This window comes from Streptomyces sp. NPDC057939 (assembly GCF_042887545.1).
Taxonomy (GTDB): domain Bacteria; phylum Actinomycetota; class Actinomycetes; order Streptomycetales; family Streptomycetaceae; genus Streptomyces.
The window spans coordinates 37,263-51,642 of sequence record NZ_JBHVPG010000051.1 but is presented as its reverse complement, the minus strand read 5'-3'; the positions used below and the strand labels follow the sequence as shown (position 1 = coordinate 51,642).

The 14,380-nt window shown below is 70.4% G+C and carries 14 protein-coding genes; 4 read left to right on the top strand and 10 right to left on the bottom strand.

What is annotated here, in order from left to right; genetic code table 11:
• Positions 1–191: 191 nt before the first annotated feature.
• The 3 genes from ACFVS6_RS35055 to ACFVS6_RS35045 all read right to left on the bottom strand — a co-directional run bounded on the left by ACFVS6_RS35055 (position 192) and on the right by ACFVS6_RS35045 (position 3,136).
• A complete protein-coding gene (locus ACFVS6_RS35055; protein WP_389710462.1) occupies positions 192–473 on the bottom strand; it encodes a metal-sensitive transcriptional regulator in 282 nt (93 codons plus the stop codon).
• Between the two features lie 9 nt (positions 474–482).
• Positions 483–2,750 carry a heavy metal translocating P-type ATPase gene (locus ACFVS6_RS35050; protein ID WP_389710460.1) on the bottom strand — a complete coding sequence of 756 codons (2,268 nt, stop codon included), beginning with the start codon at positions 2,748–2,750 and terminating at the stop codon, positions 483–485.
• 95 nt (positions 2,751–2,845) lie between these two features.
• Positions 2,846–3,136: a cation transporter gene (locus ACFVS6_RS35045; protein WP_389710458.1), complete on the bottom strand. Its 291-nt coding sequence runs from the start codon at positions 3,134–3,136 to the stop codon at positions 2,846–2,848.
• A 186-nt stretch (positions 3,137–3,322) separates the two neighbouring features.
• Here ACFVS6_RS35045 and ACFVS6_RS35040 point away from each other — a divergent pair, with 186 nt between their 5' ends.
• Positions 3,323–4,330, top strand: a complete 1,008-nt coding sequence (locus tag ACFVS6_RS35040) for a hypothetical protein (protein WP_389710456.1) — start codon at positions 3,323–3,325, stop codon at positions 4,328–4,330.
• A gap of 76 nt (positions 4,331–4,406) precedes the next feature.
• Here ACFVS6_RS35040 and ACFVS6_RS35035 read toward each other — a convergent pair whose 3' ends face one another.
• Positions 4,407–5,264, bottom strand: coding sequence for a class I SAM-dependent methyltransferase (locus tag ACFVS6_RS35035; RefSeq protein ID WP_389710454.1), 858 nt, complete (start codon positions 5,262–5,264; stop codon positions 4,407–4,409).
• A gap of 116 nt (positions 5,265–5,380) precedes the next feature.
• Here ACFVS6_RS35035 and ACFVS6_RS35030 point away from each other — a divergent pair, with 116 nt between their 5' ends.
• Complete coding sequence (locus ACFVS6_RS35030) at positions 5,381–5,998, top strand: TetR/AcrR family transcriptional regulator (RefSeq protein WP_389710452.1); 618 nt, start codon at positions 5,381–5,383, stop codon at positions 5,996–5,998.
• 192 nt (positions 5,999–6,190) lie between these two features.
• Here the strand turns inward: ACFVS6_RS35030 and ACFVS6_RS35025 are convergent, their stop codons facing one another.
• The 6 genes from ACFVS6_RS35025 to ACFVS6_RS35000 form a co-directional block, all read right to left on the bottom strand.
• Entirely contained in the window at positions 6,191–7,573 is a 1,383-nt protein-coding gene (locus ACFVS6_RS35025) for a cytochrome P450 (protein ID WP_389710450.1), read from the bottom strand.
• A gap of 10 nt (positions 7,574–7,583) precedes the next feature.
• A complete protein-coding gene (locus tag ACFVS6_RS35020) occupies positions 7,584–8,144 on the bottom strand; it encodes an ATP/GTP-binding protein (RefSeq protein ID WP_389710448.1) in 561 nt (186 codons plus the stop codon).
• A 3-nt stretch (positions 8,145–8,147) separates the two neighbouring features.
• Complete coding sequence (locus ACFVS6_RS35015) at positions 8,148–8,543, bottom strand: DUF742 domain-containing protein (protein WP_389710446.1); 396 nt, start codon at positions 8,541–8,543, stop codon at positions 8,148–8,150.
• Positions 8,536–9,378 carry a roadblock/LC7 domain-containing protein gene (locus ACFVS6_RS35010; RefSeq protein WP_389710444.1) on the bottom strand — a complete coding sequence of 281 codons (843 nt, stop codon included), beginning with the start codon at positions 9,376–9,378 and terminating at the stop codon, positions 8,536–8,538. Before ACFVS6_RS35010 ends, ACFVS6_RS35015 begins: the two co-directional genes overlap by 8 nt.
• Complete coding sequence (locus ACFVS6_RS35005) at positions 9,375–10,574, bottom strand: ATP-binding protein (protein WP_389710442.1); 1,200 nt, start codon at positions 10,572–10,574, stop codon at positions 9,375–9,377. Before ACFVS6_RS35005 ends, ACFVS6_RS35010 begins: the two co-directional genes overlap by 4 nt.
• An 832-nt stretch (positions 10,575–11,406) precedes the next feature.
• Positions 11,407–12,882: an AAA family ATPase gene (locus tag ACFVS6_RS35000; RefSeq protein WP_389710441.1), complete on the bottom strand. Its 1,476-nt coding sequence runs from the start codon at positions 12,880–12,882 to the stop codon at positions 11,407–11,409.
• A 365-nt stretch (positions 12,883–13,247) separates the two neighbouring features.
• On the opposite strand from ACFVS6_RS35000, the gene ACFVS6_RS34995 reads away from it, so the two are divergent.
• Both ACFVS6_RS34995 and ACFVS6_RS34990 read left to right on the top strand, forming a co-directional pair.
• A complete protein-coding gene (locus tag ACFVS6_RS34995; RefSeq protein ID WP_389710439.1) occupies positions 13,248–13,403 on the top strand; it encodes a hypothetical protein in 156 nt (51 codons plus the stop codon).
• 234 nt (positions 13,404–13,637) lie between these two features.
• On the top strand, positions 13,638–14,363 hold the full coding sequence (locus ACFVS6_RS34990) for a Crp/Fnr family transcriptional regulator (protein WP_389710437.1): 726 nt from the start codon (positions 13,638–13,640) through the stop codon (positions 14,361–14,363).
• Positions 14,364–14,380 lie beyond the last annotated feature (17 nt).

The following is a 14,380-nucleotide window of genomic DNA, read 5'->3' as shown; positions in this document are numbered from 1 at the left end:
CACCCCGCCGTCGCTCGCCGCGCCCGACCGGAACCGCCGGCGGGGGAGTGCCGGCATCGGCCGACCTGCCCGGGCGCCGAACGGGGCCGTCCGCGCGCACGGCGGAGCAGCCCGGCCGGCGGAAGTCGCCGACCGGGCTGCTCGGTCGAGGGGGGTGGAGGGGCGGCGGGGCCGCCGCGGATCGGAGGGCCCTACGCGCGGACGAGCCGGGCGATGGCCTCCGTGGCCTCGGCCACCTTGACCCGGGCGTCGTCCCCGCCCCGGGCGGCGGCCTCGACGACGCAGTTGCCGAGGTGCTCGTCGAGGAGCGTCACGGCGCAGGCCCGGAGCGCCGCGTTGACCGCGGACACCTGGGTGAGCACGTCGATGCAGTAGGCGTCCTCGGTGACCATCCGCTGCACGCCGCGGATCTGGCCCTCGATCCGCCGCAGACGTCTGATGACGTCGTCCTTCTGTTCTCCGTAACCGGCCACGGGGGCTCCTCAGTTGGCGGCGGCCCGGAAGCCGCGCAGACGCAGGCTGTTGCCGACGACGAAGACCGAGGAGAAGGCCATGGCCGCTCCGGCGATCATCGGGTTGAGCAGTCCCGCCGCGGCGAGCGGCAGGGCGCCCACGTTGTAGGCGAACGCCCAGAACAGGTTCGAGCGGATGGTGCCCAGGGTCTTGCGGGCGAGCCGGATGGCGTCGGCCGCCGCCCGCAGGTCGCCGCGTACCAGGGTCAGGTCACCGGCCTCGATCGCGGCGTCGGTACCCGTGCCCATGGCCAGGCCCAGGTCGGCCTGGGCGAGCGCGGCCGCGTCGTTGACGCCGTCGCCCACCATGGCGACGCTGCGCCCCTCGGCCTGGAGCCGCTTGACGACGTCGACCTTGTCCTGCGGCATGACCTCGGCGATCACCTCGTCGATGCCGACCTCGGCCGCCACGGACTCCGCGACGGCCCTGTTGTCGCCGGTCAGCAGGATCGGCGTGAGACCGAGGGCGCGCAGCCGGCGGATCGCCTCGGCGCTGGTGTCCTTGACGGCGTCGGCGACCTCCAGCACGGCCCGCGCCTCACCGTCCCACGCCACGGCGATGGCGGTGCGCCCGGCGGCCTCCGCCTCGGCCTTGGCACGTTCCAGGTGCGCGGGCAGCGCCATCGCCCACTCGGCGAGGAGCTTCTCGCGGCCCACGAGCACCGCGTGCCCGTCGACGACGCCCTGCACGCCGAGCCCGGGGACGTTGGCGAAGTCCTCGGGGGTGGGCAGCGCACCGACCCGGGCGCTCGCGCCCGCCGCGACGGCCTGGGCGATCGGGTGCTCGGAGGCGTGCTCCAGCGCACCCGCCAGACGCAGTACGTCGTTCTCGTCCACGCCCTGCGCGGTGTGCACCTTGAGCAGGGTCATCCGGCCGGTGGTGACCGTACCGGTCTTGTCCAGGACGATGGTGTCGACCTTGCGGGTGGTCTCCAGCACCTCGGGACCCTTGATCAGGATGCCGAGCTGCGCACCGCGGCCGGTGCCGACCATGAGGGCGGTCGGGGTGGCCAGGCCCAGGGCGCACGGGCAGGCGATGATCAGTACGGCGACGGCGGCGGTGAAGGCGGCCGCCAGGCCCGAGCCGGTGCCGAGCCAGAAGCCGAGGGTGGCGAGCGCGAGGCCGATGACGATCGGCACGAACACCGCGGAGATCTTGTCGGCGAGGCGCTGCGCGGCGGCCTTGCCGTTCTGGGCGTCCTCCACCAGCCGTGCCATCCGGGCCAGTTGGGTGTCGGAGCCGATGCGGGTGGCCTCGACGACCAGCCGGCCGCCGGCGTTGAGGGTGGCTCCGGTGACGGAGTCCCCGACGGACACCTCGACCGGGACGGACTCGCCGGTGAGCATGGAGGCGTCCACGGCGGAGGAACCCTCCACCACGGTGCCGTCGGTGGCGATCTTCTCGCCGGGGCGGACCAGGAAGCGGTCACCGACCTGCAGGTCGGCGGTGGGCACGGTGACCTCGCGGCCGCCGCGCAGCACGGTGACCTCCTTGGCGCCCAGTTCCAGGAGCGCCTTCAGGGCGGCGCCGGCCTTGCGCTTGGAGCGGGCCTCGAAATAGCGGCCGGCCAGGATGAAGGCGGTGACCCCGGCCGCCGCCTCCAGGTAGATGTTCCCCGCGCCGTCGGTGCGGGCGATGGTGAACTCGAAGGCGTGGGTCATGCCCGGGGTACCGGCCGTACCGAAGAACAGGGCCCACAGGGACCAGAGGAACGCGGCCGTCGTACCCACGGAGATCAGCGTGTCCATGGTGGCCGCGCCGTGCTTGGCGTTGGTCCACGCCGCCCGGTGGAACGGCCAGGCGGCGTACGTGACGACGGGCGCGGCCAGCGTCAGGGAGAGCCACTGCCAGTAGTCGATCTGGAGCGCCGGGACCATGGCCATCGCGATGACGGGCACGGCGAGGACGACGGAGGTGATCAGCCGCTGCCGCAGCGGGCGCAGCTCCTCGGCCCCGTCGTCGTCCTCGCCGCCCGGGTCGGAGCCCGAGCCGGTGTCGGTGCGGGGAGGGGTCGGCTCCTGAGCGGTGTAGCCGGTGGCCTCGACGGTGGCGATCAGGTCCGCGACGGAGATGTCGGCGTCGAAGGTGACCTTGGCCTTCTCGGTGGAGTAGTTGACGGTCGCCTCGACGCCGTCCATGCGGTTGAGCTTCTTCTCGATGCGGGCCGCGCACGAGGCGCAGGTCATGCCGCCGATGGCGAGCTCGACCTGGGCGGCGCCGGGAGTGATGGTGGTCATGAGGGCTGCTCCTCGTTCGAGCGCGGGGTGGGGGCCGGGGCCCGGTGGGACGGACCGGATCCCGGCGGCCGAGTGGTTCGGGGTGGGACGGAGCCTCAGGCGCGGCCGGTCAGCTCGTAGCCGGCGTCGTCGATCGCGGCGGCGATGGCGGTGTCGTCCGGGTCGCCCGCCGTCGTGACCGTGACCAGGCCGCCGTCGACGTCCACGTCCACGGACAGGACCCCGTCGAGCGCGCCGACCGACGCGGTGATGGCGGTCCTGCAGTGTCCGCAGGTCATGCCGGACACGCGGTAGGCGGTGGCGGTGCGGTCGACGAGCGCCGTGGCGGTGGTGGTCGCTCCGGCGTTCGTGCCGCAGTTGCCGTCGGGGGAGCAGCAGGAAGACATGGATTTCTCCTCGGTCGGTTCAGGTAGCCGCCCGATACCCACCAGGGGTATCCGGACTGATGTCAGGTATACCCCCCATGGGTATCGATCCGCAAGGGATTCCGCGGCTTGACTTGGTACCCCCCAGGGGTATGGTGGGCTCATGAAACCGCTGGACGCGGCACTACGTCGTACGGGAGAGCAGTCATGAACACCGGAGTGAAGACCGCCGCCTTTGCCGCCGCGCTCGCAGCGGCCTTCGGCGCCGCGTACGGGGTCGGGGCGGGCGTGGGCCCCGTCGGCCCGCCCGTGAAGGTGGAGCACGCGAACCACGCGGAGGCCCCCGCGCCGAAGGGCGCGGACGCCGGCCACGGGGGTCACGGGGAAGCCGCCGCGCAGGCCCCGGCGGCGGGTGGCCTCCAGGTGTCCGAGGGCGGCTACGCGCTGAGTCTGGACACCCCGCGCATCGAGGGGGGCCGGGGGGAGCTCCGCTTCTCGGTGAAGGACGCCGAGGGGCGCAAGGTCACCTCGTACAAGACCGAGCACGGCAAGGAACTGCACTTCATCGTCGCCTCGCGTGACCTCACCGTGTACCGCCACCTCCACCCGGTCCGGGCCGCGGACGGCACCTGGTCGACCCCGGTCGACCTGCCCGCGGCGGGCGGCTACAAGGCCTTCGCCGACTTCACCCCCGCCGGGGACGGCGCGAAGGGCGTCACCCTGGGCGCCGACCTGGCCGTGCCCGGCGCGTACGCGCCGAACCCCCTGCCGGCGGAGGCGAGGACCGCAGACGCGGACGGCTACCAGGTCACGCTCGGCGGCACCCTCGAACCCGGCAAGGCGGGCGAGCTCAAGCTGACGGTCACCAAGGACGGCAGGCCCGTCACGAACCTGGAGCCGTACCTCGGGGCGTACGGCCACCTCGTCGCCCTCCGCGACGGGGACCTCGCCTACCTGCACGTCCACCCCAACGAGGGCGGCCCCGGCCCCGACGTCTCGTTCACGGCGACGGCCCCGAGCGCGGGCGCCTACCGGCTCTTCCTGGACTTCCAGCACGAGGGCAAGGTCCGCACCGCCGCCTTCACGGTGAACGCCGGCACCCGACCGGCCCCCGGTCCGGACGCGAGCGCCCCCGCCGCCCCGGCCACCACGCCCGCTCCCGCTCCCGCCACCGGGTCGACCGCCCCCGAATCGGGCGACGCGCACACCCACTGACCGGGGCCGCGCCCCACCGGCGCACCGGGAGGGTGGGCTCCCCGCGCCGTCGCCCGCCCGGTCCGCTCCTGACCCCTCAAGCCCGGGACGCGCCGCCGCGGACCGCGGTGACCAGCCACGCGCTGCTGCGCAGCCACACTGCGCCACCGGCCTCGTACCCGCGCAAGCGGTCCGTGAGCACCCGGCGGGCCTCCTCCCGCGCCTCCGGTCCGACCTGCCCGAGCATGTGGCGTCCCGGCCCGGAGTCGAGCAGGAAGGCGGCCGCGTCCTCGGCGTCCCGCCCCCAGTTCCCGGGAACGTCCAGGCGCTCGGCGTGGACCCCCTCCCCGCCGGCCTCCGACAACAGGGCGCCCGCCAGGCCGGGTTCGGAGAGCGAGAACATGCCCTCCGAGCCGGGGGTGCCGAAGTCGCCGAGGGGGAGGATGCCGTCGAGCGAGGCCATCGCCTCGAACCACTCGTTGTCCAGGGGGCGGGCCGCGCACACGAACGCCATCCTGCCGCCGGGGCGCAGCGCGCGCAGGACGTTCGTGAACGCGGCCACCGGGTCGCCGAAGAAGGTCATCCCGTAGCGGCTGACGGCCGCGTCGAAGGCGCAGTCCCCGAACGCGTGGACCTGGGCGTCGGCCTCGATGAACGACGCGTTGCGAACCCCCTCCCGCCGCGCGTTAGCCCGTGCCCGGTCCACGGCGGGGGCCGACAGGTCGACCCCGACGGCCCGCCCCGACGCGGCCCGCCCGGCGGCCGACAGGGTGGTGCGTCCCGGACCGCAGCCGATGTCCAGGACGTGGTCGGTCCCGCTCACGGCGGCGGCATCGAGCAGCGGCGCGTTGAAGCCGTCGTTGACGGCATCCCAGCGTGCGTGGCTCCGGGCCCAGTGGGAGCCCTCGTACCCGTTCCATGCCTCGGCCTGGTCGGCGTTGCCGGTCCGCGTCATGCTGCACCTCCGTACCGGCCGGGCGGCGCGAAGCGCCCGACCCTTAGTATGGGCAAGTGCCCAAACAGTATGGGCAAGTGCCCGTACTGGCAACGGGCCCGGCGGAAAGGGGTGTTATGTCACCGCGTGGAGTGGCGATTCCGGATCTCAGGGAGCGACTGTTCGCAGCCGCCGAGCGGGTCGTCGCACGCGACGGGGCCGCCGGCCTGACCAGCCGGGCCGTCACCGCGGAGGCCGACTGCGGGAAGGGGGTACTGCACGCGCACTTCGCCGGCCTGGACGAGTTCGTCGCGGAACTGGTCCTGGACCGCTTCGCCCGCGCCGCCCACCACGCGGCCCTGCTGCCGTCGCGCGTGGGACGGGGCGCCGTCGCGGACAACCTCCAGGACATCACGGTCGCCCTGCTGGACTCCCTGCCCCCGGCGGTCGTCGGCATCGCCATGACCCGCCCCGCGGCATCGCTCCACACCCGCGAGGGCCTGGAGTCCGGAGCGCCGGCCTTCGGGGCGATCCAGGACTCGGTCACCGCCTACCTGGAGGCGGAACGGCACCTCGGCCGCGTCCCGCCGCACGCCGACCCGGCCACCATCGCGCTCGCCCTGGTCGGCACGGTCCACCACCTCCTGATGACCCGCACCCCGGCCACCACCCCGACCCCGCCCACCACGACGTACCGCCTGATCGCCATGCTCCTGGGGCCCGGGTCGGACCCCGCGGCTCCCGAATCCGACTGACGGGCGGGCCGGGGCGCCCGCAGCGGCCCGGAGGACCGGTGCCTCACGTGCCGGCCGGGCGGGACAACGTTCGATGGCGGCTCGTTCCCGGGAACCAGCCGCCACACAACTCCACGTGATCACCGAAGCCCTGCGACCGCCGGGGTCTCAGGGGGTCGCCCGGGTCACGCGGGACCACTCGATCGGATCGGCTCACTCACCCCTGGTCCAGGCCAGGAAGCGGCTGAACAGACCGCCCTTGGGCTGCGGCGCGGCGCCCGCGTTCGTGCGCGACGACGGCCCGGCGTTCGAGGGGGACGGGGACGCCGTCTGCTGCTGGAGCGGCCGGCCCGCGTTCGATCCGGCGGCCTCGGCGGGCTGCGGAACGCCCTTCGGGGTGAAGCGGATCGGGAGGGTGACCAGCGAGCGGCTCCACATGCTCGGCGCCCAGGTCAGCGACTTGAACGGAACGCGCATCTCGACGTCGTGCAACTGGTTCAGCAGCGTCTCGACGGCGGTCACGGTCATCATGAAGGCCGGGTCCTTGGCGGGGCAGGCGTGCGGGCCCGCTCCGAAGGCCAAGTGCGCCTTCGCGCTCAGCTGTTCACGGTGTTCCGTCAGCTTCGGATCCGTGTTGGCCGCGGCGAACGAGATCAGGACCGGGTCGTTGGCACGCACCAGCCTGTCGCCGAGCTCGACGTCGTGAGTCGGGTAGTGCGCCGCGTAGTTGGCGATCGGCGCGTAGTTCCAGAGGGTCTGCGAGACGGCGTCCTCGACCGGAAGGCCGATCTGCCAGTCCTCCCCGAGGTACAGGGCGCTGCTGGTGCCGATGGCCGCGGCCACCGGCGCGGTGCCACCGGAGAGCAGCGTGACCAACTGGTGCAGCACCTCCTCGTCGGTGAGCTGGGCCGGGTGCTCCATCAGGCGCGTCGTCAGGTCCGACGTCGGACGCCGCCGCTTGAGGGCGATCAGCTCGGTGAGCGCCCCGCCGAGTACCTCGTCGGAACCGGGCTTGCCCTCGAAGAGGCCGCTGATCCCGGCGATCACGCGGTCGCCGATGTCGGGCGGGCAGCCGAACAGCTCGCTGAAGACCAGCAGCGGCAACGGCTGTGCGTACTCGGCCATCAACTCGGCCTGGCCGCGGATGTCCGTACTGAACTGACTGATCAGGTAGTTGGCGGACTGCTGCGTCTGCCGGATGAGCTGGTGCTCGTTGACCGTGGCGAGGCTGTCGGTGACGGCACGGCGCAGGCGCGCGTGGGCCGCACCGTCACTGAGGAGCGCGTTCGGACGGTACGCCAACATGGGGAGCGCCGGGCTGTCGGCCGGCACGCGCCCTTCGTTCAGGGCGTTCCAGCGGCGGGAGTCGCGCACGAAGGTGGCGGGGTTCTGCAGGACGTACAGGGCCGCGTCGTAGCTGGTGACGAGCTCGGCCTGGACACCGGGGGCGATGTCCACCGGCGCGCTGGGACCGAAGTGCCGCAGCTGCTCGTAGTGGCTCTCCGGGTCGGCTCCGAACGAGGGGCCGTACATCCGGACGTTCCCGTGCGCGGGGCAGCCGGGGGGTATCTCCTGGGACTCAATTGGCTGTTGCATTCCTGCGCTCCTAGCCGAGTTGGGACATGAGGTGGGTCACGAGGGTGATAAGGGCCTGCGCCGAGGAGTTCTCGTCCCGCACGTCGCACTTCACGACAGGCGTTTCGGCGGTGAGATTCAGGGCCTCGCGCACCTCGTCGAGCGGGTAGTGGGTGGTGCCCTCGAAGTGGTTCACGGCGATGGCGTACGTCAGGCCGAACCGCTCGACGAGGTCCAGGACGGGGAACGACTCGTGCAGCCGCTCCGGGTCGACCAGGACCAGGGCCCCCAGCGCGCCCCGCGAGAGCTCCTCCCACATCTCCTTGAAGCGCTCCTGGCCGGGCGTCCCGAAGAGGTAGAGCACCAGGGTGTCGCTGAGGGTCAGCCGGCCGAAGTCCATGGCGACGGTGGTGGTCGTCTTGTCGGGCGTGCCCGACAGGTCATCGAGGCCCACGCTGGCCTCGGTGATCTCCTCCTCGGTCCGTAGGGGCTCGATCTCGGAGAGACTTCCGATGCAGGTGGTCTTGCCGACCCCGAAGTGCCCCACTATGAGGATCTTCACCGCGTGGGAGACATCTGGATCCAGGTACACGGATTACGCTCCGAATCGATTCTTCAGGCCTTCGAGGACGGCGCTGACCAGTTCTCTGTCGACACGTTCGGCGCGCGGTATCGGTGTCCTCGCGAGGATGAGACTGTCCTCCTCCAACTGCGCCAGCAGGATCCGGACGACGCCCAGGGGCAGGTGCGTGTGCCCCGCCACCTCCGCCACGGACAGGAAGCCGTTGGCGACCAGGTCCATGACCTGCCCGGCCTCCGGCGACAGCGTGCGCGCCGTGGCCTGTCCGTTCTCGACCGCCGACGCCGTCACGAGTGTGGTGTGCTCGTACTCGTGGTCCGGGGGCAGCGCTCGACCGTTCGTGATCACGAAGAGGGGGACTAACGGAGACGTCAGTTCCAACTCGTCGTCCTGCGCGGGCCCGTCAGACATGACCTGTTCCCTTCCCCGATGTCGCCGCCGCGGTCAGTCGGGGAACCACCTCGTGCAGGCGCGTGGTGAACTTCTCTATGTCACAGTCGTGTTCGGCTGCGGCGGCCAGGAAGGCATCCGGCCCGGCCGCCATCAGGAAGATCCAGCCGTGCTGGAACTCGATGACCGTCTGACGCCATTCCGCGTCCTCGACGGCCCCCGTGAACTGGGAGGTCACCCGGCTGTAGGCGTGGATGCCCGTCATGGCCGCCGAGATCGTGTCCGCGAGGTCACGGCTCATCCCGTTGGTGGCCCCGCGGGGAAGCCCGTCCGATCCCAACAGCACCGCGTGGCGGGCACCCTCGACCTCCGACACCACCCGGTCCAGCTCGCCGAGGACGAAGCCCCCGTCACCGGATCCCCGCTGTCGGGAGGAGTTCCCCCGCGCGCCTCCGGCGTCCTCGACGCTCACCCTCGGCGGCGAGGTGAGGTTGTTGCCCAGTCGCGCGACGAGACGGTGCATGCGGAAGGAGATCTGCTGCATGTCCACGTCGGGCGCGGCCGCGGCCGCGAGGTACGAGCCCTGCCCGGCCCCGATCAGGAAGCTCCAGCCGTGCGAGAACTCGATGATGGTCTGGTTCCACTGCCGCTCCTCCTCGGGGCCGGCGAAGTGGGCCGTCGCCCGGCTGAGCGACTGCATCCCCGCCATGGCGGCGGAGATGGTGCGCACGTCCTTCTCGGCCAGTCCCTCCGTCGCGCCGCGAGGGAGGCCGTCCGCGGACAGCAGGACGGCGTGCCGTGCGTGGGGCACGTTGTGCACGATGTCCTCTAGCATCCACGACAGGTCTGCGGTCATGCGTCTTCGGGCCCTTCGAACGAGGTGGCGTCAAGGTTGCGGCCGGAGAGCGTGCCGCGCTGAAAGGCCCCGAGGCCGCGCCCGGAAGTGCGGCCCGTCTCCTGCGGGGTCCGCGGCGCCGGCGGCGCCGAGTCGGGATCCGGAACGCTCGCGATGGGCGCCTGACGTGCGCCCCGCTTGGGCAGACCGTGCATGGTGCGCGACGGCGCGCTCTGGGGCCGGCTCTCCGACCGGCTCTCGGGCGCGCGCCGGATGTTGCTGACCGGAGCCTCCTGGACGGGCGGTATCTCCTCCATGGTCCACAGCTCCTCGGGCAAGAGGACGACGGCCCTGACGCCGCCGTACCGGGAGACTCCGGTGACGTCCACCCTGAAACCGTGCTGACGCGCGATCAGACCGACGACCGGGAAGCCGAACTTCGGCTGGGTCCCGAGTTGCGACAGGCGGGGGGCGACTTCTCCGGAGAGCAGCGCGGTCGCCCGCTGCCGGTCCTCGTCGTTCATGCTGACACCGGCGTCGTCGATGACGATGCACAGGTTGTTCTGCACGCGCTGGAACGTGACCTCGATCGGCGCGTCGTGCTGCGAGAAACTCGCCGCGTTGTCGAGCAACTCGGCCACGGCGAGCGCGACGGGCGCGACCGCGGACGCCTTCAGGGCGAGACCGGTCTGCTGCATGATGGCGACCCGGTTGAAGTTGCGGATCTGGCCCTGGGCGCTGCGCACCACGTCGTAGACGCTGGCGGGCCTGTTGCGGCGACCGAGCGGCGCTCCGCACATGACGGCGATGCCCTGGGCCTTGCGCGCCATCTGGGCGTTGGCGTGGTTGACGTCCAACAGGTCGCTGAGGACGCCGTGTCCGCCGTACTTGCGCTGGATGCCGTCCAGCAGCGTGGTCTGCTCGGCCGCGAGGCTCTGCAGGAGGCTGGCAGCACCCTTGAGGACGGCCTTGGTGTTCTCCTCCGCCGCCTCCTTGGCCTCGCGGAGCGTGGCGTCCTGCTCGTTCCGGAACCTCTGCAACTCGCCGTACGACGCGTGCAGGTGGCTCTCCGCGGCCTGCAGTTGGTGCCTCAGTTCGGCCTCGTTTTGCTCCTTCTTCGCCCCCAGCGCTCTGTTACGGGCGACGAGTGCCACGACCGCGACGACGGCTATCGCCGCCACCGCAACCAAGCACCACACAAGTGCGTCTCGATTCATGGAAACCTTTCACGGCGCATGTCGTGCGGACGGCTGCAGATACACCTCGCGAGGCCCCGCAACACAGCTGATCGGCGCGGCTCACCCGCCGTGACGCGGAGAGCCTGCCGCCGATCGGAAATCAGCATCTGCGTCAAAATGGATCAAGATCACAGATGCCGGGATGCTATCACCCGGTTCTTCGCCCCCTCGACGGCGGTCCGGGCGCCACATTCGCCCCAACCCGGTTGCTACAAACGCTGGTTGACATGGCGCTTCGACATCTGACCCACCGTCGCCCACCTCGCTCCCGACCGTTCGGTCGAGCGCTTCTTCACGCGACGGGCGACAATCCCTCACATCGGCCTGAGGCCCTGTCAACCCATGCACCCCGACCGTTGAGGGCCGCGGTGGCTCGATCACGAGGGCCCGAATCCAGGATCAGGAGGACCGCGCGGACCCACCCCCACCCCCGCGCCGACGGCGTTCACCTGGGCGGGCCGCGGTTCCACCCCCGCGTCCCCTACCCACCGGGCCGAGCCGCTCCCGGCCGCGAGAAGCCCCCGGGCGACATGCCCCGGCCGGCCGGAGAACACCGGCGACCCGCGCGTTCCCGCGCAACCGGTCCTTCACAACCAACCGCAGCACCTCCCCGAGCCCCCGATCCGGAACCCCCGCCCCGCCGCCGCGGGAAGACCGCCGCGGGCCGGGGGCAGGCCGGGACCGGCATTCCACACCTGGTTCCCTCTGGCAACACCTCCCGACCCTGGTTCCGGCCGTCACGAAGACCTCGGGCGCCGAGGTGGAGCCGAGCAGGCGAAGCCACGGGATCACCCGGGCACAGCCACAGCCACTAACTTGCCGTCGCCGAGATGTAGCCAGCCCCGGCCCGGAGTAATGGGCCCGCCGATGACGGAGTCGCCGACCCTGACGCCTTCACATCGCGGGTGCTCCGTTCCTGTGGGGACAATAGAAGGCCACGATGGGCTTTCACCGCTTCTCCGAGCCAGCCGACGCCGAGACGGCGGGTGTCTTCGCGGAGAGCCACGACCAAGGCCGTACCCTCCTGGAACCCGTGCTGCACCAGGCTCACCAGTAGACGGCTCGCTTCGCACTCGGCGAGGACGTCCGCGTCGTCGATCAGCACGACGACCGGTTCGTCGGGGGATGCCGACTTCAGAACCTCCTCCAAATCTTCGCCCTTGAGTCCGTCTTGTACCCAGAGAGCCAATACGCCGCTCCGGCCGGCCAGTTCCCGCAAGGGGGATGCCTTGGGTGTGGCCAGTGCGACGCGGGTGCCGGCGGCGAGCAGCGAGAGTGCGATGGTCACCAGCGCAGTCGATCGTCCAGATCCCGGCGGCCCCGTCACGATGAAAGCCGGCGCAGTGCCGGTTGCCAAGTCAGGGCCGCAAACTCGTTGGTCTTCCCCTGCGACGCCCGCGAGCACCCATGTCAGCGGAGTCGCCGACTCTCGCATTGACCACGCCTCTTCGAAGCTGATCCGGGTCGGCAGTGCATCGAAGCGACGCTGCGCCTCCAGTGCTTCATGGGCAGCGCCCCAAAGGCCGAGCAGGAGAATGTGGTCCTCATACGTCAAGCGTGCTACGTGAGAGAAGGCCACGATGGCGTCACGACGTGGTAGTTCCTTATGCGTATACCAACGGATCCATTCGTCGGACGAGACAGCAGTCCGATTCCCCAACTCGGTGAACGACAGGCCGAGCTTCATCCTGCTTTCGTCGAGAAGTCGGTGGAGCATGGCAAGCTCGTGTCGTGCCGGAGAAGGATCAACCTCGAACTCCCTGCTCCTGACTCCGTAGAATGTTGCGTTCGCCGGTCGGCGCTCGGACACCGCGTCAGCCATCCTGACGAACCCCTCACCGCGACGCACGATGCCGAGGAAGACTCGCAACGCATCCTTGTCGTCCCACAGGGCCTGTGCCGCGTTGATGATCAACCCCTTCAGGGACTCTTCCGCGTAGTTGACGCGTGCGGCCGCTTCGTCGATGTCAGGAGGCGTCTCGTCATCGGCTGATGTGCCTTGCTGATGCTTTCCTTCGGCCTCCTGTGCATGTGCATTCCCAGGATCGGTGGGGATGCTCGCTTCGTCGCTGACGTCCGGAGCGGCGGCCTCGGGCGGTGGCTGCACGGATGCTTGCGCGACCGTCTCGTCGTACGCCTGCTTCCACAACGCCTTGAACCGTTTGGCTTCGCTGTCGGGGTCGTCGCGACCCGCGTCCTCGGACAGGACGGCGACGATGAGCTCCAGACGGCCAAGCCTGGGGAGGTCCGGCCTCTGGAAGGTGTCCAGCACTGCCTGGTGGTTCACGATCCAATAGTCCTGCGCGTCCTTCCCGATCCGGTCGCGGATGCTTCGTGCAGATGGGAGCCCAGCGTCCAGTCGTAGATCGTGCAGACCGTCGTTGAGCCCCTTGAGTACCGGGCGTTCGTGTAGGTCCGGCTTCCTCCAAGACGGGACACCCGCCATGTGATTCCCCCTTGTCGGCCTGCGTCAGATCCTGTCAATCAGACGGGCCGACAGGCATGCACGAGATCTGCGATTCTCGGCCGAGACCATGCCGGGCGGCGGGAAATTTTGGCCGAAGCTGTCAGGTGGCGTCTCAGGTCGTCAAGGCCTTCGGTGAGGGACACACGCTGGATGCACATCCCCGTTCTCTCCCGTACGGAAGGCGAATGTCCATGGAACCCGCAAGTGTGCGTCTTGCTGTCCTGCTGATGGTCGGTGTGATCGTCACCATCCTGGCTTTGTATGCACCAGAAGCCGGCGCCGCTGTCGTGGGAGCCGTCACGGTTGTGGCCCTCCTTGCCGAGCTCACGTCCCGCAAGTGAATCCGGGCGGTTCGAGCGGGTTACCCAGGAGTCCTGGTTCCATGATGCGTTCGGAGACGAGCCTGATTCGGGGAGCTCCGGCGCGCGACCCAAGAATCCCCCTCCAGCAGCCAGGGGGGTCACCGATGGGATAGGACGAGCCGTTTCCGGCCTTTACCAAGAGCAGTCGCCGGCGCTTGCGTCCGAGCACTGAGCTGAGCCGGACCCTCACGATTGCTTTTCGGTCAACGTCACTTGATCGTCGATGCCGCCCGATACATCGGCGTACAACTCGTGGGTCCGATGTGCACCGGTGTGGGCGTGATGGGAAGGCGACACGTGCTGTCCGATGAAGTCTGGCGCGACCTGCGCAGTCAAGGCGTGACCAGGATGTTTCCGGAGCGCAGCGTGATGCTGCGGCAAGGTTCTCCCGGGACGTACCTGCTGGCTCTCACCTCCGGGTTGGCCAAAGTGGTGTGCCGAGAGTCCAACGGCGCAAAGACCTGGCTCGCCTTCCGAGGGCCTGGAGACCTTCTTGGAGAGGTATCCGTCTTCAACGGAACCTCACGCACGGCGGACGTCGTCGCCCTGACACCCTGCGCCGCGGTCGTTCTGGACGCCGAGCGCTTCGTTCGGTTCGTCGAAGAACGCGGACTGGTCATGCACTTGATGCGTCAGGCACTGGCAAGGATGCGCGAGTCCGACATACACCGTGCCGAACTGCAGACCTTGCCCCTGGTCGTAAGGCTGGCAAGGACGTTGCTGAGGCTGGCCGTGCTCACCGATCAGATCGCCGGAAGCCGTGCGGTTCGGCTGACGGGGCTGAACCAGGAAGAGGTCGCGCAGGCGATCGGCGTCACACGCAACGCGGTCATCAGCGGGTTGGGGCAGCTGCGGGCCGTCGGACTGGTCGAGACGGCCCGCCGTGTGATCGTCATCAGGGACGTGGAAGCCCTGCAGCGCTGGGCGGCGACCGACTGAGGACGGCGGCCTGTGAC